At 69.5% G+C, this 22522-nt stretch carries 20 protein-coding genes and 1 pseudogene; 6 read left to right on the top strand and 15 right to left on the bottom strand.

The window, feature by feature from the left end:
* Positions 1–509 precede the first annotated feature (509 nt).
* The 3 genes from AC0OLQ_RS18110 to AC0OLQ_RS18100 all read right to left on the bottom strand — a co-directional run bounded on the left by AC0OLQ_RS18110 (position 510) and on the right by AC0OLQ_RS18100 (position 3135).
* Positions 510–926, bottom strand: a complete 417-nt coding sequence (locus tag AC0OLQ_RS18110; protein ID WP_484527172.1) for a YeeE/YedE thiosulfate transporter family protein — start codon at positions 924–926, stop codon at positions 510–512.
* The gene (locus AC0OLQ_RS18105; protein ID WP_484527171.1) at positions 926–1582 is read right to left on the bottom strand and encodes a YeeE/YedE family protein; all 657 of its coding nucleotides are present in this window, start codon (positions 1580–1582) and stop codon (positions 926–928) included. Before AC0OLQ_RS18105 ends, AC0OLQ_RS18110 begins: the two co-directional genes overlap by 1 nt.
* A gap of 1019 nt (positions 1583–2601) precedes the next feature.
* Complete coding sequence (locus AC0OLQ_RS18100; protein WP_484527170.1) at positions 2602–3135, bottom strand: hypothetical protein; 534 nt, start codon at positions 3133–3135, stop codon at positions 2602–2604.
* Between the two features lie 852 nt (positions 3136–3987).
* Here AC0OLQ_RS18100 and AC0OLQ_RS18095 point away from each other — a divergent pair.
* Positions 3988–4401, top strand: a complete 414-nt coding sequence (locus tag AC0OLQ_RS18095) for a DUF6069 family protein (protein WP_484527169.1) — start codon at positions 3988–3990, stop codon at positions 4399–4401.
* Between the two features lie 415 nt (positions 4402–4816).
* On the opposite strand, the gene AC0OLQ_RS18090 is transcribed toward AC0OLQ_RS18095, so the two are convergent.
* From AC0OLQ_RS18090 to AC0OLQ_RS18045, 10 genes are all read right to left on the bottom strand, one after another.
* Positions 4817–5584: an SDR family NAD(P)-dependent oxidoreductase gene (locus AC0OLQ_RS18090; protein WP_484527168.1), complete on the bottom strand. Its 768-nt coding sequence runs from the start codon at positions 5582–5584 to the stop codon at positions 4817–4819.
* A gap of 76 nt (positions 5585–5660) precedes the next feature.
* A complete protein-coding gene (locus AC0OLQ_RS18085; protein WP_484527167.1) occupies positions 5661–7112 on the bottom strand; it encodes an aldehyde dehydrogenase family protein in 1452 nt (483 codons plus the stop codon).
* Positions 7109–8152, bottom strand: a complete 1044-nt coding sequence (locus tag AC0OLQ_RS18080; protein WP_484527166.1) for a P1 family peptidase — start codon at positions 8150–8152, stop codon at positions 7109–7111. Before AC0OLQ_RS18080 ends, AC0OLQ_RS18085 begins: the two co-directional genes overlap by 4 nt.
* Positions 8153–8160: 8 nt before the next feature.
* Positions 8161–9390 carry a M20 family metallopeptidase gene (locus tag AC0OLQ_RS18075; RefSeq protein WP_484527165.1) on the bottom strand — a complete coding sequence of 410 codons (1230 nt, stop codon included), beginning with the start codon at positions 9388–9390 and terminating at the stop codon, positions 8161–8163.
* Positions 9387–10301, bottom strand: coding sequence for an ATP-binding cassette domain-containing protein (locus AC0OLQ_RS18070; RefSeq protein ID WP_484527164.1), 915 nt, complete (start codon positions 10299–10301; stop codon positions 9387–9389). The genes AC0OLQ_RS18075 and AC0OLQ_RS18070 overlap by 4 nt, the downstream gene beginning before the upstream one ends.
* Entirely contained in the window at positions 10298–11302 is a 1005-nt protein-coding gene (locus tag AC0OLQ_RS18065; protein ID WP_484527163.1) for an ABC transporter ATP-binding protein, read from the bottom strand. Before AC0OLQ_RS18065 ends, AC0OLQ_RS18070 begins: the two co-directional genes overlap by 4 nt.
* Complete coding sequence (locus AC0OLQ_RS18060; RefSeq protein WP_484527162.1) at positions 11299–12171, bottom strand: ABC transporter permease; 873 nt, start codon at positions 12169–12171, stop codon at positions 11299–11301. Before AC0OLQ_RS18060 ends, AC0OLQ_RS18065 begins: the two co-directional genes overlap by 4 nt.
* Positions 12168–13115: an ABC transporter permease gene (locus AC0OLQ_RS18055; RefSeq protein ID WP_484527161.1), complete on the bottom strand. Its 948-nt coding sequence runs from the start codon at positions 13113–13115 to the stop codon at positions 12168–12170. The genes AC0OLQ_RS18060 and AC0OLQ_RS18055 overlap by 4 nt, the downstream gene beginning before the upstream one ends.
* 4 nt (positions 13116–13119) lie before the next feature.
* Positions 13120–14631, bottom strand: a complete 1512-nt coding sequence (locus tag AC0OLQ_RS18050; protein ID WP_484527160.1) for an ABC transporter substrate-binding protein — start codon at positions 14629–14631, stop codon at positions 13120–13122.
* Between the two features lie 67 nt (positions 14632–14698).
* Complete coding sequence (locus AC0OLQ_RS18045) at positions 14699–15751, bottom strand: isocitrate/isopropylmalate dehydrogenase family protein (protein ID WP_484527159.1); 1053 nt, start codon at positions 15749–15751, stop codon at positions 14699–14701.
* Positions 15752–15984: 233 nt separating this feature from the next.
* On the opposite strand from AC0OLQ_RS18045, the gene AC0OLQ_RS18040 reads away from it, so the two are divergent.
* On the top strand, positions 15985–17421 hold the full coding sequence (locus tag AC0OLQ_RS18040) for a P1 family peptidase (protein ID WP_484527158.1): 1437 nt from the start codon (positions 15985–15987) through the stop codon (positions 17419–17421).
* A 242-nt stretch (positions 17422–17663) separates the two neighbouring features.
* On the top strand, positions 17664–18362 hold the full coding sequence (locus tag AC0OLQ_RS18035) for a FadR/GntR family transcriptional regulator (protein ID WP_357345283.1): 699 nt from the start codon (positions 17664–17666) through the stop codon (positions 18360–18362).
* 52 nt (positions 18363–18414) lie between these two features.
* Here the strand turns inward: AC0OLQ_RS18035 and AC0OLQ_RS18030 are convergent, their stop codons facing one another.
* Complete coding sequence (locus tag AC0OLQ_RS18030; RefSeq protein WP_484527157.1) at positions 18415–18774, bottom strand: hypothetical protein; 360 nt, start codon at positions 18772–18774, stop codon at positions 18415–18417.
* Positions 18775–18922: 148 nt separating this feature from the next.
* Between AC0OLQ_RS18030 and AC0OLQ_RS18025 the strand changes: the two genes are divergently transcribed.
* From AC0OLQ_RS18025 to AC0OLQ_RS18015, 3 genes are all read left to right on the top strand, one after another.
* Complete coding sequence (locus tag AC0OLQ_RS18025) at positions 18923–19873, top strand: NADP-dependent oxidoreductase (protein ID WP_484527156.1); 951 nt, start codon at positions 18923–18925, stop codon at positions 19871–19873.
* 57 nt (positions 19874–19930) lie between these two features.
* Entirely contained in the window at positions 19931–20710 is a 780-nt protein-coding gene (locus tag AC0OLQ_RS18020; protein WP_484532318.1) for a transposase family protein, read from the top strand.
* A gap of 171 nt (positions 20711–20881) precedes the next feature.
* Positions 20882–21400 carry a hypothetical protein gene (locus tag AC0OLQ_RS18015; RefSeq protein WP_484527155.1) on the top strand — a complete coding sequence of 173 codons (519 nt, stop codon included), beginning with the start codon at positions 20882–20884 and terminating at the stop codon, positions 21398–21400.
* Between the two features lie 48 nt (positions 21401–21448).
* On the opposite strand, the pseudogene AC0OLQ_RS18010 reads toward AC0OLQ_RS18015, so the two are convergent.
* Positions 21449–22232 (bottom strand): annotated as a pseudogene (locus AC0OLQ_RS18010) (transposase family protein).
* Positions 22233–22522 lie beyond the last annotated feature (290 nt).

Below are 22522 nucleotides of genomic sequence, written 5' to 3'. Positions count from 1 at the left end.
CGCGTGGAGCCGTGGTCACTGCAGCCAGCGCGAGGAGGCTGATGATGGTCTGTGAAATCCGGGCAGTCGCGGTTGCACCGGTTAGGCCGTAAACGGCGTACCCGTTGGCGGCGGCGTCCGTCACTAGGATCAGAATGCCGACATACAGCCCGATCGTCCGGCGAGCCCACAACAGCGACGCACTTTGTTGCTGCGAACGGTGCGCTTGTCGCCTCGATAGTGATCGACTTGGTCGTCTGCCGCTTGCGGTGGACCGCGCCATTTTCGGAACCCGAATACGCCCTCCATCGCATCCAACCTCGGCTTGATCCGGACCAAGCCACTCCTGGTGACCGCCTCGCGGACCGCGGCCTTCCACGCATGCTCGGCTGCTGACGAGTGGCTGCCTCCCGACGCAACACCCCAGGTAACAGCCCCGCAGACGCCCAACTCAGCAAAGCGTGAGCCAAGTCAGGCAAATCGGAAGTTGACCATCGCGGAGACGTGCCGTCCGAGTCGCTCGCGTTCGGCTACCGCTCGCAGGATCCGCTGTCGAGGTGGAAGTACCTCGTGTTCCCCCAACGGCAGAGCCGGATGCCGACGACTATGCCGGCGATCGTGACCAAGGCGGGGAGGTACCCGCTGGCGACTTGCACGATGGGGATCGCCGGGCAGCCACCCGAGATCGCCCAGCCCGTGCCAAACAAGATTGCGCCGGGGATTACGCCGGCGTGGATGCGACCTGAGGTCCGGCGGACGCGCAATACGGCGAATACCACGACGATGATCGCTACGGCGCCGGCGAAGGCCAGGAACATGCGCAAATCCTGGAAGGTGAACATGCGGTTCAGTTCGGCGTAGTCACCGAACCCGATGTTCGCGACGGTATAGCCGAGAGCCAGCCCAGCGATGACGTTAGCGACGGTGATCCCGCCCCGGGTACGCATCAGATCACCTTCCACAGCAGGAACGACACGAGGACGCCGGTGCCGAAGAAGACGGCAGTCGCGACGATGCTGACCGGCTGTAGCCGGCCACAGCCATTGAGCCCGTGACCGCTGCTGCACCCTCCGGCGAGACGGGTACCGAAGCCGACGAGTACACCGCCGACGAACAACGCGCCAATCATTTCGATCGGTTTGTCGGTCACGATCTGGCCGAAGGCGTCGCCCATGTCGAGGCGGAGCTGGAACCGGCCGGCGGTAACCGCCGCTATCCACCCGCCGCCGAAGATTGACAGGAGCAGGGCGACCTGGCTGACCAAGGGTGCCGGGAGCAGGCTCGCCAGTGAGGAGCTCGGGGAGGCAGGTGGTCGCCCGTCCTGTCGCGGTGCCCGCGCGTCGCCGTGCGGGGCGGGAGGCGCAGCAGGTGCCGCCGAACCGGCTCCGAACTGGTCGGCGGCGGCCGCGGCGAGAGCCTCGGCGAGGACACGTTCGTCAGCGAACTGCTCGTTCACGCGTTCGACCCGGCGTTCGGCGCGCCAGTGCAGCACGCGGTCCCACGCACCGGACACCCCGAAGGATCGATCGGTCGTGACGGCGTAGTTGATGGTGGTGAGAGCGAGCCCGACAGCCCCCGCCCACCAGGGCCAGTATTCAGTCATGCGGGACCTGCAATCCAATCTACGAGTCGGGTCCACCACCGGACCCGCCGAGGCGCCGCTGGGGCCGATGGGGTTCTGGAGGGGTGCGAACCCGGTGCGGACGAGCCAGGGCTGAAGCCTTGAGCGGGTGCCGGTAGCGGGTTGGGCTCCCGGGCCGGCACCGGCTCGAACCGCTGCGAGGACCCCGGATCGAGCCGTGACGGGGGTGCCTGGCGTGCCGTGTCCGACCCCACACCGGCGGGTACGCGCCCCAGCAATATCGCGTCGGCTCCATTCGGCAGGAGCGTGATCGGTACGAGCTGGCCCGTCCGGGACAGCTCGTACCGAGCGCACGTCAGCCAACCCTCGGCACTGTGGCAGTAGTGGTTGCGCCAGGCGCTCAAGCTTGCGTTGAGCAGGGGGAAGAGGGGGCAGTCCTGAGCGTGTGAGCAGCCCATGTCACTCCGATCTGGCCAGCGTCACCCGGCGAATGGGTGGGATGGCATGAGTTGGAGGGGCAGGTCTCGGTCAGCAAGCATACATACCGTATGGACGACTGGCGATCGACAGGCGACCATGTCGAACGGCGCTTTGATCAACGGCCTGGTCACGCCCCACCACGGCCTGGTCGCGGTCGGACGGCCGTTGCCCGTGCGCGCCGAGCGTTCGCGCCGCGCGGCACGCGCAGATCCCATACCGGCGCGCCCTACGCCTCCGGCCAGCGAGGGTGCTGTCGTTGTGGACCGGCGAACGTGTTGAAGCGATGTGGGTGAGACCAGCCGGGAAGCGCAGTCCGCTGCAGTCAAACAGGCGAGCGCGTCGGCGGCCGCACAGTTCGACGGGATAGTCGCCGACTTGGCCAGCCGGACGTCCGCGCTGAGGTCGGTCGCGAACTCGACATCGGACGCCTGTCGCGCCGACGTCCCGTCCTCCGGTCGACATGGACGTCGCCTGCCGCGACACGTACGGTTCGGGCGCCTACGCACAAACGTCGAATCCTGACGATTCATACGCCTGGCGGTGCTACCGCTGGCCACCCGTCACTCGAGCAGTGGTACCCATGCGGCGGCGACGGTTCCGTCGCGTCGCGCCTCGGTGAGCCGTTGAGCTGGAAGCGGCTCGGGGTGCACTGTCTGCTGCAGGGGACCAACTCCGTAGACGGCGGCGACGGCGCCCAGCGCCCTTGCGGCGGTCGTCCAGGTGGACGGTATCTCGGCGACGCCGTAGGCGAATACATGACCGGTCGGGTCACGCAACGCGAGACCCGTAGCGCCCAGACCCACACCCCAGGTGGCCACCCTCGCCGGATGTGTCGCCGATGCCCAGCGCGGCAGGCCCAACAAGATCGCCGCCTCCACCTGCGCCTCGCACCGCGAGCCAGTGAGGGTCTCCGTCCACGCGGCGCTGGCTGGCTCGAACCACGCGACGGCGACCCCCACCGGTCCGTCGGCGTGAGAAGGCTCCCCTGGCTGCGGGATGGGAAAAGGAGCAGCCCACGGCGTCTCCTGGCTCGTCACCCACACGTGCAGCCGTTCACCGCCGCGGCGTTTCGCATCATCGGCGACGGCAAGCACCCATGCATCGCTGACCTTGTCTCGCGCGCCTGAGCGATCCGGGTGGTTTACCGGTGGAGTCGGCTCCGTAGCACCTGCGCTTTCCGCAGCCGGTGATCCATCCAATACCTCTCGCGATGTTGCTGATGTCCACGGGCGGCGCGCGTTCGCCGGTTGAGTGGACCTGGGTACTGCCGCAGGTACGGGCTTGAACGCATCGACTCCATTGGGCAGGAGCGTGATCGGCACGAGCTGGCCTGTCCTGTACAGCTGGTACCGAGCACATGTCCGCCAACCCTCCGCACTGTCGCAGTAGTGGTTGCGCCAGGCGCTCAAGCTTGCGTTGAGCAGGGGGAAGAGGGGACAGTCCTGAGCGTGTGAGCAGCCCAAGTCACTCCGATCTGACCAGCGTCACCCGGCGAACGGGTGGGATGGCATGAGTTGGAGGGGCAGGTCTCGGTCAGCAAGCATACATACCGTATGGACGACTGGCGATCGACAGACGACCATGTCGAACGGCGCTTTGATCAACGGCCTGGTCACGCCCCACTACGGACAGAACCCGGGCCGTGTGCATGGCGAAAGGCCGCGAGCGGCCCAAGAAGGCGGACACCGCGGCACGCAGAACGAGCTGATCAGTCGGTACAACGTTGGCAGCGGAAGCAGCAGAGGTTGTCATACATCACCGTGCATCACCAGCGGTGATGAACGCCAGTCCACCGGGAGCGGCAGAACGTGCACGTGATCTTGTTCCCGGTGACCAGCGAAAGTTTTCGAGAAAGTTTTGGCGGGCTTGTCGATTGGGGTTGGTCTTCTTCGTCGTCCTGGTGAGAGCCGGTACCGAGCCGGTCCATACACCCACTGGAGGCCACGATGACCACCACCGTGAACACGACCCACGCCACCACTTCGACCTTCGGTGCGATGATCCGGAGCGGCGTCGTCGCCGCGGTTGCCGCGAGCGCCGCCACCATGGCCGTCGCCGCCGCCGGCCACGCGGCAGGGGTCAGCCTCGATATCGCCGGCGCCCCGATCCCGGTGGCGGGGTTCGGCGTGCTGACCGCTTCGTTTTCGCTGATCGGCGTGGTCATCGCCGCGCTACTGTCCCGTTTCGCCCGGCGTCCCCGGCGGACGTTCGTCCGCACGACGGTGGTGCTGACGGTCCTGTCGCTGGTGCCGGACGTGATCGCCGACGCCGGGGTGGCCACCAAGGTGCTGCTGATGCTCACCCACCTGGTCGCGGCCGCGATCGTGATCCCCGCTGTCGCGCGCCGCCTGGCCGCCTGACCCGCCACCATCCCACCGTCGAGTCATCGGAGTGTCGCGTCATGAAGCAGTACCTGCTGTCGGTGCACTTCGTCGAGGCTTCGCAGCCAGGAACTCATCTACCGCCCCACCCTGCATGTCTGAGTCCGTCCGTGCAGTCTCACCCCGCCACCCGGCCGAACCTGACCCGCAGTTCCCGCCATCGCACCGCGGCGGCGCGGGAACTGGGTCCTTCGGTGACACGTTGCCGCAGCCAGGTGGCCGGAGATCGTCGCGCTTCGTACGCCGCCTCGGCCGCGGGACAGCCACCTCCCGCCGCGCGATCATGCCGCCCCGCCCCGCGCCGCCCGTTGGACCGGCTGCACTCCGCTACACGGGAAGCGGGTGCACACACTGCCTCGGTCATGGCGAGTGCATCGCTGGCGCGTCAGCAGGCTCAGTTGGGCGGCTCGAAACGGCCGTCGACCGCGGTCCACCCGCCGTCCACGATCAGGCAGGTGCCGGTGACGAAACTCGCGGCGTCGCCGGCGAGATAGACCACCGCACCCGCCATCTCCTCCGGTCGTGCCCAGCGCCCGAGCGCGCTCTTGGCGGCGTAAGCGTCGTACCACTCCGGATTGGCCTTGATCTGTGCCGTGAGGGGCGTCTCCACGACGCCGGGGGCGACCGCGTTGACCCGGACACCGCGCGGCCCAAGTTCGGCGGCGGCGGTCCTCAGCAGCTGCACCAGACCAGACTTTGTCGCCGCGTAGACGCCCTGACCCGGTTCCACGGTGTAGGCGCGGATGGAGGAAAAGCCGATGATGCTGCCCCTACCTCGCTCCGCCATCCCTGCGCCGAAGGCGCGAACCAGCGCGAAGGAGGCTGCAAGGTTGAGCCCGACGACCCGGTCGAACTCCTCCTGCGTGTAGTCCAGCAGACGCTTACGGACATTCGTGGCGGCGGTGAAGACCAAGATGTCCACATCGCCCAGTTCAGCCGCGGCCAGGGACACCGCCGAAGCATCCAGAACATCCAGAACGTACGGGGAGCCGTCGGCCATCTGGGCGGTGAGGGCGGCGGATTCAGCGTCGCGATCGGCGCAGATGACCTCGGCACCGTGCGCCGTCAGCGCCCGGGCGCACTCGCGGCCGATGCCGCTGCCGGCGCCGACCACCACGGCCCTTCGACCGTCGAGCCGAAACAGCTTTTCATACGCGGGCATGGCTCACTCCTCATCCTCTGCAGCAGTTGCTCATGGACAGGCCGCGTGATGCGCGCCCATGACGTCGACAGGGGGTTCAGGCCGGCCGGATGATCGCCATCCGGGTCACGGTGAGTTCCTCCACCGCGAAACGAGGGCCTTCCCGGCCGATGCCGGAGTCCTTGACCCCGCCGTAGGGCATGTTGTCGGCGCGGAATCCCGGCACCTCGTTCACCACGACCCCGCCCACCTGCAGCCGCTCGACCGCGGCGAAGGCGGTCGCCAGCGACCGGGTGTAGACGCTCGCGTGCAGGCCGTACCTCGATCGGTTGACCAAGTCGAACGCGCTGTCGATGTCGGGGACCGCGCGTACGCACACCACCGGGCCGAAGATCTCCTCGTCCCACGCGGCCAGGCCGTCCGGCACGTCGGCGAGGACGGTCGGCCGGAGCATCCGCCCGTCGACGTCACCGCCCGCCACGACCTTCGCGCCCGCCGAGACGGCGTCGCCGATCCAGTCTTGGACCCGCCGGGTCGACCGCGCGTCGATCAGCGCCGCGACCCGGGTCGCCTCGTCACGCGGGTCGCCCACGGTCACGGCGGAGACCCGATCGGTCAGCAGTCCGAGGAACTCCTCGGCGACCGGCGCCTCCACCAGCACCCGCTGCACGGAGATGCACGCCTGGCCGGAGGCGTAGTAGCCACCGCGTACCACGGCGTCGGCGGCGGCGGCCAGGTCCGCGTCGGCGGCCACCACCAGGGCGGCGTTGGACCCGAGTTCGAGCAGGACCTTGGTCGGTGCGGCCGCCCGGGCGATGGTGTGTCCCACGGCGGCCGACCCGGTGAACGACACTGCGCCCACCCGCCGGTCGGTCACCAGCATCTCCCCCACGTCCACGCCGCCGGTGACGAGCTGCACCGCCTCCGGCGGCAGCCCCACCGCCCCGCCCGCCTCGCGCAGCAGGTGCACCAGCCAGAGCGTGGCAAGCGGCGTCTGCGGCGCGGGCTTGCACACCACCGGGCAGCCGGCAGCGAGCGCCGGCGCGATCTTGTGGGTGGCGAGCAGCAGGGGATAGTTGAACCCGGCGATGCCGACGACCACGCCGATCGGCCGGCGCGTCCAAAAACCGATCAGTCCCTCGCCGGACGGCAGCAGGTCCAGCGGCACCGTCTCACCGTGCAGCCGGGCGACCTCCTCGGCCGCGCTCTCCAGCGTCACGAGGGTACGGGCCACCTCCGTCCGGCAGTCGACCAGCGGCTTTCCGGTCTCCAGCACCAGCAGTCGCTCGAACTCCTCGCGCCGGGCGGCGAGCGCGTCGCGGGTGTGCAGCAGCGCGGCCCGGCGAACGTGCGAGGGAAGCCGCGCCACCGTGTCGGCACTGGCCACCGCGACGTCCAGCGCGGTGCGCGCCAGCTCGGCGTCGCCGAGCGGTGCCTCGGCGACCCCCGACCCGTCGTACGGGAAGCGCACGGGCGCGGTCGGCGCCGGGACCCAACCACCGCCGACCGGCAGGCCGGCCGGGAACGGTGCCTCGGACAGGCTCATCATCGCCTCCATCCTTGAACGGCGCTGGGAAAAACGTCGGCGTACGCGCGGTATCCCCCGGCGCTGCCCGCCGCGAGGATGCCGTGGACCACCGCCCGGGCGAACGCGTCCGCGGCCGCGGCGAGCACCGCGTTGAACGCCACCGGGTCGAGGCCCGGACCGGCGCAGGTCGCCAGGGCGAAGACGGTGTCGCCGTCGAACATCGAGTGGACCGGTCGGATGGCGCGGGCCATGCCGTCGTGCCCGATGCCCGCCAGCTTCTGGCACTGGGCCTTGGTGAGCGTCCCGTCGGTCGCCAGGACACCGATCGTCGTGTGGAACGACGCGCCGACGCCACGGCCGGCCGCCGTGGGCGCTTCGGCGGCCTCCAGGGCGGCGGCACGCTCCCGCTGGTCGGGCGGGCGCGTGCCCTCGAACTCGCCGGCCAGGCCGAACCGTGCTCCGTACAGCTCGCCGGTGGCGGGGTCGACGGTCGAGCCGACGGCGTTCACCACGGCCAGCGCGCCGACGGTCACGCCATCCACGACCACGCTGGCCGAGCCGACACCGCCCTTGATGCCGCCGGCCACCGCACCGGTGCCCGCCCCGACGGTGCCGAGGGCGACCGGCCCGTCGGTCGCGGCGTCGTAGGCGGCGGCCCCGAACTCCGGGCCGGGTGTGGCGCGGAAGTCGCCGCCGCGACCCAGGTCGAACAGGACCGCGGCGGGAACGATCGGCACCACCTGCCCCGGCTCGGTGCCGACGGGGAAGCCGATCCCGGCATCCGCCAGGCGGTCCATCACACCGGCGACAGCGGCCAGCCCGTACGCGCTGCCGCCGCCGAGCACGATCGCGTGCACTCGGTCGACCAGGTTTCGCGGGTCGAGCACGTCGGTCTCGTGAGTGCCGGGGCCGCCGCCACGGACGTCGACGCCGGCGACCGCCCCGCCGGGCGGCGCGACCACCACCGTCGTCCCGGTGAGCCAGCCGTCACCGATCCGCTGATGGTGACCGACCCGGACACCGGCGACGTCGGTCAGGGTGTTGCTCGGCCCAGGTCGCATCGGGGCGGTCACCGCCCACCGACCGGGCGGGGCGCGTTCAGGAACCGGCGGGCCGCCTCGGCGTAGACCCTGGTGGATCGGACGATGTCGGCGAGCTCGACGTACTCGTCGGCCTGATGGGCGATCCACTTGCCGCCGGGCCCGTAGACGACACTCGGCACGCCGCCGCGGGCGGTGAGGATCGTGCCGTCGGTGGTGCCCGGCACTCCCCCGTACATCGGCTCCTCACCCGTCACGACGGTGTGCGCCTCGGCGAGTGCGGCGACCACCGGGGCGTCGACGGGCGTGTCCACCGGCGGCCGGTCGACCAGGACCGCGACCTCGGCGCGCACCTCCTCGTCCGCCCCCAGCGCCGTGGCGATGCCGCGGACCCGCTCGACCAGGGACGGGTGGTCCACTCCGGGCACGGTGCGGACGTCGATTGCAACGGTCGCGTACGCGGGGATCACGTTGATCTGGTCGAGGTCACCCGCGGTGGCCACCGTCGGGGTGACGTACGGCAGGCCGAGGTGGGGATGCGCGCCGTGCCGAGACTGGAGTTCCCGCTCCAGCTCGGTCAGTTTCAGCACGAAGGCCCCGGCTGTACGGATGGGGTTGCGGGCGTGCTGCGGCATGGCGCCGTGCGCCATCCGACCGTGGAAGTCCACCCGGAACCGGATCGCCCCCTTGGACACCGGGCAAATCTCGCCGGCCTCGGGTTCGCACACGATCGCCGCGTCGACGTCCGCGGCGAGCCCGGAGTCCACGAAGTGATGGACGCCGAGCATCAGCCCTTCCTCGTCGGCGAGAGCGCACACCTTGATCCGGCCAGGGAACGGCCCGGCCAGCTGCAGGGCGCGGACGGCGTACAGCATGGCCGCCACACCCGCCTTCATGTCCGCGGAGCCACGGCCGTAGAGCCGTCCGTCGCGGATCTCCGCCCCGTACGGGTCGACGGTCCAGGTGTCGAGAGCACCCTCGGTGACGACGTCGGTGTGCCCTTCGAACATGAGGGTCGGCCCGTCGCCACCACCGCCCTCGACGACGGCCACCACATTGGGGCGGCCGGGCGCGGGCTCGGAGACGACGGGGTCCCAGCCGAACTCGCGCATCTTGGCGGCGACGAGGTCGGCGGCCGGTTGTTCGGACCGGCCGCTGGCGGGGTCGTTGACGCTGGGGATGCGTACCAGAGCCTGGGTGAAGGCGACCACGCCCTCCTCGTCGACGCGGATGGTGTCAACCTGGGCCGAGACGCTCATCGTTGCTGCGGCTCCTTCCGGTCTCTGTCCGCCGCGTGGGCCGCGAGGGCCTGGCGCAGCGTGGGCGCAGCGGCGAGCAGCGCCTGGGTGTAGGGGTGGGTCGGGCGCTCGTAGATGGCGGTGGTGGGGCCGCGTTCGACGATTTCGCCCTCGTGCATCACGACGACCGTGTCGCACAGGTGCCGGACGACCGACAGGTCGTGGGAGACGAAGACCAGCGTCAGCGAGAACTCGTCGACGAGGTCCATCAGCAGGTTGAGGATCTGCGCCCGGACCGAGACGTCGAGGGCGCTGACCGGCTCGTCGGCGACCAGGACCTTCGGATGCGGGGAGAGAGCCCGGGCGATCGAAATCCGCTGTCGCTGGCCACCGGAGAACTGGTGCGGGTATCGATTGGCGGCTGCCGCCGGGAGCCCGACGGCGTCGAGCAGTTCCGCTACCCGGGCCCTGGGGTTCGGGTGGCCGAGCGACACGAGGGGCTCGCTGACGATGTCACGGACGGTCATCCTGGGGTCGAGCGAGCTCATCGGGTCCTGGAAGACCATCTGCAGGTCACGGCGAAGGAACTTCAGAGACCGGTCCGTCAGCCGGGTGATGTCCCGCCCGGCGAAGCTGATGGAGCCGGAGGTCGGGCGGTCCAGCCCGGCGAGGAGCCGGATGAGGGTCGACTTGCCCGAGCCCGACTCGCCCACGATGCCGAGCCGCTGCCCGTACGCGATGTCGAGGTCGACCCCGCGGAGCGCCTCGACCGCCGGGCCGGGCCGGGTCAGCGAGCGGCGGGGACGCCGGTAGCGGCGGGTCACCTGCCGGGCGGTGATCACCAGGTCCCGTCCCATGCTCCCGGTCACCGGCACCGCGTCAGCGGTGACGGAGGCGGGCACGGGCGTACCGATCTGCGGAGTCTCGGTCATCGGTTCTCCCCCACCGGGTGCCAGCAGGCGTACCCCCGCGCGGGGGTACCGGACCACTCCGGCGCCCGCTCGCACCGATCGGTCGCCCGACCGCATCGGGTGCGGAAGACGCAACCGTCCGGGAACTCGCCGCCGTTGGGCACGGCCCCGGGAATCGTCCGCAGACGCCCACGCTCGTCGACGACGGTCAGGTCGGAGGCGGCGATCAGCCCTTCGGTGTAGCGGTGCCGGGGCGCTGTGAACACGTCGTACACGTCGCCGGTCTCCACCACCCGGCCCCCGTACATGACCAGGACGCGCTGGCAGACCGTGGCCACGACAGCCAGGTCGTGGGTGATGAAGAGCAGCGCGGTGTCCCGCTCGGCGGCCAGCTCCAGGATCAGGTCGAGCATCTGCGCCTGCACCGTGACGTCCAGGGCCGTCGTGGGTTCGTCGCAGATCAGCAGCCTCGGGTCGTTGGCCAGCGCGATCGCGAGCATCACACGCTGGCGCTGGCCGCCGGAGAGCTGATGCGGGAAGGCCCGGGCGGTCGCCCTCGGGTCCGGCAGCCGCACCCTGTCGAGCAGCTCGACCGCCGCCGCGACCGCCTCGGCCCGGCTCTGCCGCGTCCGGTGCAGCAGCATCACTTCCGCGACCTGGTCGCCGATGCGCATCACCGGATTCAACGCGGTCATCGGTTCCTGGAACACCATGGACACAGTCCTGCCACGGACCTTCGCGAGCCGGCGCTCACCGGTCCGCAGCAGGTTCTCGGGCATTCCGCGCAGGCGGATCGATCCGGTGGCCCGCAGGCCCTCGGGCAGCAGGCCCATCAGCGCCAGCGCGGTCAGGGACTTGCCGGACCCGGACTCACCGATCAATCCCACCCGCTCGCCGCTGCCGATGGTGAGCGAGACGTCCTCCACGAGGGGAACCGGACCTACCCGGATGCCGAGGTCGTCGACCGCCAGCACGGCGTCCGTCGCGGTCCCGCTGCTGGATGCCCGCGCCGCGGCCGTCATCGGTGCTCCCGCAGCTTGGGGTCCAGCCAGTCGCGCAGCCCGTCGCCGAGCAGGTTGAAGCCGAGTACGGCGAGGGCGATGGCGATGCCGGGCACGAACGCCAGGCGGGGCGTCGAGAACAGGAGTTCCTGCGACTCCTGGAGCATGCGGCCCCAGGAGGGGGTGGGTGGTCGGGTGCCGAAGCCCAGGAACGAGAGCGCGGCCTCGGCCAGGATGGCGATGGCGAACGACACCGACGCCTGGACGATGAGGATGCTGGCGATGTTCGGCAGCACGTGGCGCAGTGCGATCGCGAGCCGGGAGCGCCCGGCGGCGCGGGCGGCGAGGATGTACTCGGTGTGCATGACGCCGAGGGTCTGGCCGCGGGCGACGCGGGCGAACGCCGGGATCGTCGCGACCCCGATCGCGATCATGGCGGTGAGGGTGCTCGCGCCGAAGACCGCGCCGAGCATGATCGCGAGCAGCAGCGCGGGGAACGCGAAGAGCAGGTCGTTGGCCCGCATGACCACCTCGCTGAGCCAGCCACCAGCCATGCCGGCGAGGACGCCGAGCGGGGTGCCGATTACCGCGGCGACGCCCACCGCCACGATCCCGACGAAGAGCGTCGTACGGGCACCCACCATCAGCTGGCTCGCCACGTCCCGGCCGAACTTGTCCGTGCCGAGGAGAAAACCGTCGCTGAACGCGGGCGCCAGCCGGTGCGCCGCGTCGACGTGCACGGCGTCGTGCGGCGTCCAGACGAACGAGGTCAGCGCTGCCAGCACCACCAGTGCCACCAGAGTGCCGCCGACCATGATGCTGGCGTTGACACGGCGCCATCGGCGGTATTCGCGGTCCGTGGGGGCAGGAAGGTTGTCGAGTGCGGTCATCGGACCCCCCGCAGTCTCGGGTCGAGCAGGGCGTACAGGACGTCGACCACGAAGTTGATGCCGAGTACGGCGACGACGAGCACCATGACGGTGCCCTGCACGAGCAGCAGGTCGCGGTTGGCGACACCGTCGAGCAGGAGACTGCCCAGGCCGGGCAGGGTGAAGACCCGCTCCACCACGACGGCCCCGATCAGCAGCGTGGCCAGCTGCAGGCCGAGCACGGTGACCACGGGGATCGCGGCGTTGCGCGCGCCGTGCTTCCACAGCGCCCGGTAGAGCCCGAGTCCCTTGGCGCGGGCGGTACGGATGTAGTCCTCCCGCATGACGTCGAGCACCGCGGATCGGACGTACCGGCTGAGTACCGCGCCCTGCACCAGGCCGAGAGAGAGGGACGGCAGCAGCAGTTGCCGGAGCCAGGTGGCGGGGTCCTCCCCCAGCGGGGTGTAGCCACCCGACGGAAGTGCCTGCCAGGTGACGGCGAACAGGTACACCAACAGGATGCCGGCGAGGAACGCCGGCACGGCCACGCCGACCTGGCTGAGCCCGGACAGGAGCAGCCCGCCGACGCTGCGGTGGCGTACCGCGGCGGCGGTGCCGAGCGGCACCGCCACCACGATGGCCATCAGCATCCCGAACAGCACCAGCCAGAGCGTCACGCCCAGCCGATCCACGATCTGCGGACCGATACGGTCCGTGGTGACGTAGGAGACGCCGAAGTCACCGGCGGGTAGGCCCGACACCCAGTCCAGGAACTGGGTGGTCAGGGGCCGGTCCGTGCCGAACTCGGTCCGTTTGGCCGCCACCGCCTCCGCCGTGGCGTTGACACCCAGCGCGACCTCGGCCGGGTCGCCGGGAAGCACCGCCATGACCGCGAAGACGACGACCGAGGCGACGGCGGTGCTCACGACGAGCACCGCCGCGCGGACCAGCAGGTACAGGCCCATCGGGTCAGGCCTCGGACGGAGACAGCACGCTGAGCTCGAAGGACTCGGACACCAGGTTCTTCGGCAGACCGGTCGTGCCCTTCTTCGCCACGATGAGGTTGGGGAAGAGGAAGAGGAAGTCACCGGCGGCGTCCTCCGAGATGATCCGCGCGGCCTCCTTCATCGCGGCGACCTGCTCGTCCTCCGTGCCGGCGTCGGCCTTGGCGAACAGCTCCTGCACCTGAGGGTTGTTGTAGCGCAGGTAGTAGTCCTTGTTGCCGAAGACGGCGGTGATGTCGCGCGGTTCGACGTGGTTGATGATCGACATGTCGTAGTCGGCCTGCTTGAACACGACGTCCAGCCACCGGGCGGGAAACTCCAGCGGTTCGATGTCCACGGTGATCCCCACCGCGGCGAGCTGCGACTTGACCACCTGGGCCGACGCCACGGCATAGGGCAGGTTGGGGATGCGCATCCGCAGCTTGAGGTTGCTCTGTCCGGCCTGGGTCAGCAGTTCCTTGGCCTTCGCCGGGTCGTGCGGGTACAGGTTGGTCAGGTCCTCATACCAGGGGTCGGTCGGCGGCACCATGGTGCCGATGAGCTGGCCCCGCCCGGCCCAGGCGGTGTCCAGCAGCGCCTTGTGGTCGATGGCATACCGGATCGCCTGGCGGACCCGCTTGTCGTTGAGCGGAGCCTTCGAGTTGTTGAACGAGAGCACCACCTCGCCGGTCGTCGTGCCCTCGATGACCTCGTACTTCGAGGTGTCGGAGAACTGCTGGATCGACTCGGGGGCCTGGACGGCGGAGATGACGTCGATGCCGCCGGTCAGCAGCGCGTTGTTCAAGGCCGTGGCGTCCTTGAAGTACTTGAGCACGACCTTGCCCACCTTCGGCTTCGTGCCCCAGTAGTTCTCGTTGGCCGAGTAGGTGATCGCGTCGCCGCGACGCCAGGAATCCAGCTTGTAGGGGCCGGTGCCGACCGGCTTGTTGGCCAGGTCGGCGACCCCGTCGCGGCTGAACATGGCGCCGATCCGGGTGGTCATCTTGTACAGCCAGGAGTTGCTCGGCTTGGCCAGGGTGACGACCGCCGTGGTGTCGTCCTTCTTCTCCACGTTGGCCACGACGTCCATCGCCGACTTCAGCGAGACCTTCCAGTCGGTCTTGACGCGGTTGATGCTGAACACGACGTCGTCGGCGGTGAACTTCTTGCCGTTGGTGAAGGTGACATTGTCGCGCAGGTGGAACGTGTAGGTCTTGCGGTCGGAGCTGACCTCCCACGACTCGGCGAGCAACGGCACGACCTTGCCGTCCTGGTCGAGTTTGACCAGGCCCTCGTAGACGTTGATGAGCAGCGCCTGCGGGATCGCGGCGCCGTCGGTGCTGGTGAAGTCGAGGTTGGCCGGCTCGGCGACGAAGCCGACCGACAGACTCGAGGTGGTGGCGGAGTCTCCCGAAGTTCCCGATGAGCATCCCGCGGCGGCGATCGCGAGCGTAACGGTCGCGGTCACCGTCACGAGCCGGGCGAGCGGTCGTGTCACGGCTTTTCTCCTGGTGCGGGGGCCGGGCGGGGCCGGTCCGGCTGGCGAACGGACGGGTGGGACGTGATCACGGTGCGGTGCTGGTCTCCACGACGGCCAGGATCTCCGCCGCGACTTCCTTCGTGGTGGCGATGCCACCGAGATCGGGGGTGTGCAGGGAAGGATCGCGCAGCGCAGTCGCGACCGCATCGCGCACGATTCGCCCGGCCACCGGCAGGCCGACGTGGTCGAAGAGCATGGCTCCCGACAGCATGCACGCGACCGGGTTGGCCACGCCACGCCCGGCGATGTCCGGGGCCGAACCGTGCACTGGCTCGAAGAGCGCCGGCACATCGCCGCCGGGCAGCAGATTCGCGCTCGGCGCCATGCCCATCCCGCCGACGAGCACGGCCGCGAGGTCGGAGAGGATGTCGCCGAACAGGTTGCTGCACAGCAGTACGTCGAGTTCGCGGGGCTGTTGGACGAGCCGGACGGCCATTGCGTCGACCAGCACGTTCTCGCACTCGACGTCAGGGTTCTCCGCCGCCACCTCGGCGACGACGGAGTCCCAGAGCGTATAGCCGTGGCGGAGCACGTTCGACTTCGTCACCAGGCTCACCCTGCCCCGCCGGGTCCGTGCCAGATCGAAGGCGTACCGGGCGGCTCGCAGGATAGCTGGCCGCGAGTGGACCGCCACCTCGATGCCGACCTCGTGCGGAGTGGCGGTGTGCGCGCGACCGCCGATGCCCGCGTACTCCCCCTCGGTGTTCTCCCGGACGATGACGAGGTCGATCCCCTCCGGCTCGCGCAGCACAGTCGTCACGCCGGCCCAGGATTGAACGGGCCGGACGTTGACCGCGAGGTCCAGAGCCTGCCGCACCCCGATGATCAGGCCCCAGATCAGCTCGTGGTCGGGCACGTCCGGCCGGCCGACCGCCCCGAACAGCACCGCGGGAAACTCGCGGAGCACGTCGACGGCGTCCGCCGGCATCGCTCGGCCGGTACGCAGATACCGGTCACCGCCCCAGTCGAGCTCGACAACGTCCAGCATGCTGCCGGCGCGCGCGGCGGCCGCACGGAGCACGGGAAGGCTCGCCGAGACGACCTCGGGGCCCACGCCGTCGCCGGGAATCACTGCCACGCGGAGATCCTGCACGTCGAGCTCTCCGTTCTATGCGGATCTATGCGGATCTATGCAGACGCTCTTTACCTTGCCTGGTCTGACCAGTAGCCTCAGTGGACCCCACGCTCTCACTCGCCCGCAGGAAAGGTCAAGAGCTCAACCCCACGGTCTTCGCTGGAACCGGGGTCCACCGATGCGGACACCGCAGCGGATCCGACACCACTCCACACAGAGGGGATCTCATGACATCCATGGCTTCGCGGTCCGCCGCACTGCTCGCCGGGGCGCTGATGTTCTCGGTCGCCACCGTCGGCATTCCGGGTCCCGCCGCGGCGGCGGACACCCCCGGCCTGCCCGGCAAGTACAACGCGATCACCGACGTCCCAGGCATCCAGGTCGGCCAGGTCCAGTCCACCCGAGCCCCGTACCTCACCGGCAGCACCGTCGTCTACACCCCCCGCATGTCCGTGACCGGCGTCGACCAGGAAGGCGGCGCGCCGGCCACCAAGGAGACCGACCTGCTCGATCCGCTCAACTCCAACCCCGGCGTCAACGCGGTCATGCTCGGCGGGAGCAGCATGTATGGGCTGTCCGCCGCCGACGGCGTCATCCGCTGGCTCGAGGAGCGCGGCGAGGGAGTCAAGGTCGGCAACGGAGTCGCTCCGATCGTGCCGGCCGCCGACATCTTCGATCTCGGCCGGGGCGGCAACTTCCGAGCCCGTACCACCCCCGGCTGGGGCTGGCTCGCAGCCGACAACGCCAAGGCGAGCGCCGTCGCGCAGGGTGTGGTCGGCGGCGGCACCGGGGCCCGCTCGGGTGGGCTGAAGGGCGGTGTCGGCACGGCCAGTATGGTCCTCGACAACGGCGTCGTCGTCGGCGCCATCGTCGTAGTGAACTCGGTCGGGTCCCCGGTGGACCCGCGGGACTGCTCGCTGCTCGCCGCCCGGTACGAGGTGGCCGGCGAGTTCCGCGGCCTGGAGACGCCGAAGAAGCAGGAGTGCAACCCGCCCGGCGCGTCCGGCGCCAAGGCGGAGGAACCGTCGATGAACACCACGATCGCGGTGGTCGCGACCAACGCGCCGCTGGAGAAGGCCGCCGCCGCCCGGATGGCCACCAACGCGCACGACGGCCTGGCCCGGGCGATCAACCCGATCCACACGCTGAGCGACGGCGACACGGTCTTCGCGATCTCGACCGGCGACGGCACCCCGTTGCGCGTCAACGCCGACGGCGGCCAGCTCAACCGCATCTTCAACGCGGCCGCCGATACCCTGACCCGGGCGGTCGGGCACGCGATTCTCAACGCCACCACCGTCGGGACGGCACTGAGCTACTGCGACCGGTACCCCTCGGCGTGCAAGAAGGTCACCTCGCTGCCGGCGGACCAGCGCGGCGAGGCGCCGGAGGTCACGGCCGAGTCGCTGGCCGCCGCCAGCGCGAAGGTTTCCGACGGCGCCCCGCCGGTCGGCGGCTCGTCGGCCACCGGGCCGGCCGCCCAGTCGAGCGCCCCGGTAGCCGAGGAGAAGAAGGCCGACGAATCGCGGCATCCGGTTTCGTTCAGCAGCGCCGCCTCTCCCGGCGGCAACGGCCCCTCCCCCCTGCTCGTCAACGGAGGGCTGGCCTTGGTCGGGCTCGGCGGGCTGGCCGGCGCTTTGTTGATCCGACGCCGAGCAGCCACCAGGAGTTAATCCCGACCCGGAGAACGACACTTCGCGGAATCGGCCGGCGTGACCGGACCGTCGCGCCGGCCGAGCGCCGTGGGGCGTTACCATTCCGGGCAGACGGCCGTATCTGGTCGGATCGCTTCGCCCCACCACCGCGATCCCGCTGCGTCGCGAGCGCTTCTGCAGACTTTGAGAACGAGGGGTAGCCAGTGGCCCAACGGCCGCGATTTCAGCCGGTCCAGCCCGTGCGGGCGTACGAACGGATCGTGCAGCAGATCGAGGAGGCAATCCTCCGCGGTGACCTGCGCCCGGGCGAACGACTGCCGTCCGAGCGCGACCTGGTCCAGCAGTTTTCGGTCAGCCGCGCGACCGTGCGCGAAGCGCTGCGGGTCCTCCAGAGCAACGGCATGGTCCGCTCCCGGGCCGGCGACCCGGCGGGTGCGGAGATCATGCCCTCCTCCCCGGCCACCCTGCAGAAGTCGATGACCACTCTGGCCCGACTCTCCGAGCTGACCCTCACCGAGCTCATCCAGTTCCGCATGTTGCTGGATGCGACCGCCAACCTGCTCGCTGCCCAGTTGCGCACCGAGGAGCAGCTCGGCGAGATGGACACAGCGCTGAAGGTGATGCGCGACAGCGTGTCCCTCGGATACGAGGAGTTCAGCCGGGCCGATGTGGCGTTCCACGACGCCGTCGCGAGAGCCAGTGGCAATCGACTGCTCCAGGTCTGCAATCAGGTGGTGCGGTCGGTGGCGCTCACCCTCATCGCGGAGAAGATCGTGCATGCGCTCGACCGCACCGCGCAGATGGAGGAGAGCATCGCCCATCACGCCGAGGTGCTTGAGGCGGTACGAGCTGGCGACGGCACCGCGGCGGCACGGATCGCCCGCCAGAATCTCTACGACTACTACGCCTCATATGTCCCGGAGGACGAACGGGTGTTCCTGCGGGCACTGCTCGATTGACAGCAAACTGATCATCCTTGAGTTACCAACGTAGCGTGGCAAAGTAATCCACTCAGGGATCGTCGCCAATCTCGTTCGGCCGAGACAACTCAAAGAAGTTTGAGAAATATCCGACGTCAGGCATCAAGAAGCGGCGACTGGCGCGGCCCTTATCCGGGACGCGCTCGTTGATCGGCTGGTGCTCGCGCGCCCCGGCGGCCAGCAGCGCCCACACGGCGCGGGCCAGGTCGTCCACGTGCCGGTACAGATCCGCGCTGCCCGGCATGGCGCCGGCGTAGCGGCGGTCGATCAGACCCAGCTCGTGCTGGTGGCCGCCGAGGCCGAACTGCGGCAGGGCGTAGCCGGCGCCACGGGCGCGTTCGTCTTGCGGGTACAGCGCCGCCGGGACAGGTGAGCAGCTTGCCCGATCCAACGCGCTTACTGCGCCGAGGGGCAAGGGGTTACGGAAGTTCGGCCTCGCTGCTGCCGAACCGCCAGATAATGCGGGAGTCAGCCTGGTTCCCAGCCCCACCGGAGGCGGCGGGCTGGCCAGGATGCGGCCGGGAAGGAGCAGTCGTCGGATGAGCACGATGCACGCCGTGAGAGCGCACACCAGGGGCGGGCCGGAGCAACTCGTGTACGAAGAGGCGCCGCGGCCCGAGCCGGGGCCTGGTGAGGTGTTGGTGGCCGTGAAGGCTGCTTCCATGACACCCACCGAGCTCACCTGGCCGCAAACCTGGACCCACACCTCGGACGGGACAGGACCCGAGCGCACCCCGATCATCCCGTCGCACGAGTTCTCCGGCGTCGTCGCGGCGTGCGGCGCGGGGGTGGAGAGCCTCGCCGAGGGTCAGGCAGTCTACGGGTTGATCCCTTTCACCCGCGATGGCGCGGCCGCCGAGTACATCGCCCTGCCCGCGGCCGTCGTGGCGGCCAAACCCGCCACCATTGACCATGACCACGCAGCAGCGCTACCACTGGCTGCGCTGAGTGCCTGGCAGGCACTGGTGGACCACGCCGACCTGCAGGCCGGCCAGCACGTGCTGGTGCAGGGCGGCGCCGGCGGCGTGGGGAGCTACGTGGTGCAACTCGCGGCCGGTCTCGGTGCTCGCGTCAGCGCCACGGCTGCGGCGGCCGACCTGGAATTCGTCAAGGGTCTGGGCGCCGAGCAGGTCATCGACTATGCGCACGACCGCTTCGAGGATCACGTTCGCGACGTGGACGTCGTCGTTGATCTTGTCGGAGGAGCCACGCAGTCGCGGTCCTGGTCGGTCCTGAAACCCGGCGGTGTCCTGGTCACCCTCGTCACTCCACCCGACCAGCAGGAAGCAGCCCGGCACGGCGTCCGCGGCGTGTACTTCATCGTCGAGCCCGACCACGACGCGTTGCGTTCCATCGCCGAACTCGTCGACAACGGCCGGTTGAGGCCGGTGCTGGACCGCGTACTGCCCCTCACTGAGACGCGCTCAGGTTACGAGGCGCTCGAGACGGCCAAACGCCGCGGCAAGATCGTCATCCACGTCGCGGACTAAGGGATGTCTCGTAACCCTGGCGTCCGTCTCTTGAGGATGATCGGGCAGGATGCCCGGGTGCAGGTGATCACCGCAACCCACCCTGAGTGGATCTTCCCGTTCACCGGGCTGCAGCCCGCCCAGTTCCGCAAGCTGGTCCGGCTGGTCGCCGAGCGTGGCGGTGACGCCATCGCCGACGGCCGGCCGGGCCGGCAGTGGGCCCTGGACCTCGCCGACCGGGTGCTGCTGGTGGCCACCTACTGGCGCACGAACCTGACGATGCGCCAGATCGGCCCGCTGTTCGGGGTGTCGCACTCCGCAGCGCACCGGGTCATCGACACCCTTGCGCCGCTACTGGCCCTCGCGCCGGTGCGCAAACGGCCAGTCGAGCAAATCGCCATCGTCGACGGCACCCTGATCCCCACCCGCGATCACCGCCTGGCCGCCCGGAGCAAAAACTACCGCTACTCGGCGAACCTGCAGGTCGCCATCGACGCCAGCACCCGCCTGGTCATCGCCATCGGCGACCCACAACCCGGCAACCGCAACGACACCATCGTCTACCGCACCAGCGGCATCGACCAGAAACTGGACGGGCGCCCGGTGATGGCCGACGGCGGCTACCGCGGCAACCCCGAGGTGATCATGCCGTACCGCAAGCCCGCCGACGGCAGCGACCTCCCGGACTGGAAGGAAGCCCTGAACGTCGAACACCGCAGGGTCCGAGCAGGGGTCGAACACGCCCTGGCCAGGATGAAGTGCTTCAAGATCCTGCGCGACTACCGCCGCGCCGCCCACACATTGGCCGACGCCACTTCCGGCATCGCCAACCTCCACAACATCATCCTCGCTGGCTGACCACCGGTCCGGCGTCGGGCAACGCCTTCACCCAGTTACGAGACGTCCCTTAACTGAGCCATTTTCATCCTGCACAGCGCTTGGCTCCTGTGGGGCGCAGAACGAGGATGGCCCGCACGATCAAGGTGGTGCGGTGGGCAACAGCGTGCCTGGTCCGAATAGGCTTCGGCGGTGGATCAGGTACGCCGTGCTGTCGTTTTCGCCGATCATGCCCAGTTTTACGTCCAGGATGTCGATGGGCAGGTCGCGGCCGAGGAAGACGAGGACTACGACTGGCCGGAGGCCTGGTCGGACGAGGCGGTCGAGGTATGGCGCATCGGCCTGGACGGCCCATGTTCGATCGCGATCGGCACGGCCCGTAGCGACCACGTCGAGACGGCCCTGCAGGTGCACCACGCCTGCCCGCCGTTGCTGGCTGATGCCGAGCACGTCGTGGAGGCGGATCTCACCGTGCCGAGCGGCGTCGTACACGTCTTCGGATGCATGGAGCTTCCTGGGCCGCAGCACCGTGTCGAGATCCCGGCCGGGCAGTACCGGATCCGAGTCTCGCACCTGCCGTCGGGCCCGCCCGCAGCGCCGACACTGGCGTATTCGATCGAACCGGGTCCGCACTTCGACTACCACCTGGACCTGTGGCCGTGCGCTGAAGCAACCGGCGTCGCAGTCATCCGGCGCCGAAGACCTGCGTAACTGGCGTGGCAGAGGTGAGGCAGGACTACGTCGACAATGAGCCCTTCTTCATCCTGGGTAGCGGTTGGCTTCGACGTGGTGCAGTACGTGGATGGCTTGCACGATCGCGGTGGCGCGGCGTGGGCAGCAGCGCAGCTTGGCGAGGATCTTCCAAGTCTTGAGGGTGGCGATCGCCCGTTCGCCGCGGGCGCGGATCTTCGCGTGCGCCCGGTTCACGGCCTTCTGCCGACGTGACAGCTTCGGCCGATAACGGCGCCGCTTGAACGGGGTCCGCACGCTGCCGCGGGGCACCTTGGTAGCCCTTGTCCGCGAAGGTCATTACGTCTGCGCTGGTCAGCGCTTCGATGATGCCGTGGGTGCGGGCTGCAATCAGGTCGTGCACCGAGCCTGGCAATGCCGGCGAGGCCCATATCAGCCGGCCCGCCGCGTCGGCGATGACCTGCACGTTCACTCCGTGCCGCTTGTGCTTGCCGGAGTAGTACGGCTTCTGATCGGCAATGCGGTCGATCGGGATCAGCGTGCCGTCCAGGATCGCGTACGCCAGCCGCCGGATCTGCTGCATCGCGGTGGCCAGGTCGTCGGCGGCCGCCGCGAGCAGCGCGATCGCTTCCTGCACGTACCGCCAGGCGGTGGCCACGCCGACCTCGAAGCCGGCGGCGAGGCGGGTGTAGGTATCGCCGTTACGCAGATGAGCGAGAGCAAGCAATGCCTGCCGTCCCGCATCGAGGCGCCGCCAGCGAGATCGATGCTGCTTACGGTGGCTGCGGATGCGGCCGGCGAGGTGGTTCAGGGTCCGGCCGGACAACGTGATCGTGGACGGGTAAGACAGCACAGGCGAGGCTCCCGGTCGGGGCATCGGGTTTTGGTCAACTGCTGTCTTACCTGGAGCCTCGTCATCATCGATGTGCGGCCAGCCTGTACCTGCCCTGAGCTGCAAGATCAGCTTGGAAAGCCTCACTGCATCGCGCAGCACCATTGCTGACACGGGTGACGGGTGGTTCGCGGCCGACTGACGTGTGGCTGCGGTGGTGGCTGGTGATAACCGCTCGGGCGTGAGGGCGGGCGGCCCGAAGAGCCAGTCGACGTAGCTGTATGAATTTTCCTAATCCTCACTCTTTCGGT

This window comes from Micromonospora sp. Utrum1 (assembly GCF_057197805.1).
This window is presented reverse-complemented; position numbering and strand designations above follow the sequence as displayed.

Coding starts and splice junctions, on each gene's coding strand:
- AC0OLQ_RS18110 (WP_484527172.1), bottom strand. CDS start 926: ATGCGTACCCGGGGCGGGATCACCGTCGCTAACGTCATCGCTGGGCTG.
- AC0OLQ_RS18105 (WP_484527171.1), bottom strand. CDS start 1,582: ATGACTGAATACTGGCCCTGGTGGGCGGGGGCTGTCGGGCTCGCTCTC.
- AC0OLQ_RS18095 (WP_484527169.1), top strand. CDS start 3,988: ATGACCACCACCGTGAACACGACCCACGCCACCACTTCGACCTTCGGT.
- AC0OLQ_RS18090 (WP_484527168.1), bottom strand. CDS start 5,584: ATGCCCGCGTATGAAAAGCTGTTTCGGCTCGACGGTCGAAGGGCCGTG.
- AC0OLQ_RS18085 (WP_484527167.1), bottom strand. CDS start 7,112: ATGATGAGCCTGTCCGAGGCACCGTTCCCGGCCGGCCTGCCGGTCGGC.
- AC0OLQ_RS18080 (WP_484527166.1), bottom strand. CDS start 8,152: ATGCGACCTGGGCCGAGCAACACCCTGACCGACGTCGCCGGTGTCCGG.
- AC0OLQ_RS18075 (WP_484527165.1), bottom strand. CDS start 9,390: ATGAGCGTCTCGGCCCAGGTTGACACCATCCGCGTCGACGAGGAGGGC.
- AC0OLQ_RS18070 (WP_484527164.1), bottom strand. CDS start 10,301: ATGACCGAGACTCCGCAGATCGGTACGCCCGTGCCCGCCTCCGTCACC.
- AC0OLQ_RS18065 (WP_484527163.1), bottom strand. CDS start 11,302: ATGACGGCCGCGGCGCGGGCATCCAGCAGCGGGACCGCGACGGACGCC.
- AC0OLQ_RS18060 (WP_484527162.1), bottom strand. CDS start 12,171: ATGACCGCACTCGACAACCTTCCTGCCCCCACGGACCGCGAATACCGC.
- AC0OLQ_RS18055 (WP_484527161.1), bottom strand. CDS start 13,115: ATGGGCCTGTACCTGCTGGTCCGCGCGGCGGTGCTCGTCGTGAGCACC.
- AC0OLQ_RS18040 (WP_484527158.1), top strand. CDS start 15,985: ATGGCTTCGCGGTCCGCCGCACTGCTCGCCGGGGCGCTGATGTTCTCG.
- AC0OLQ_RS18025 (WP_484527156.1), top strand. CDS start 18,923: ATGAGCACGATGCACGCCGTGAGAGCGCACACCAGGGGCGGGCCGGAG.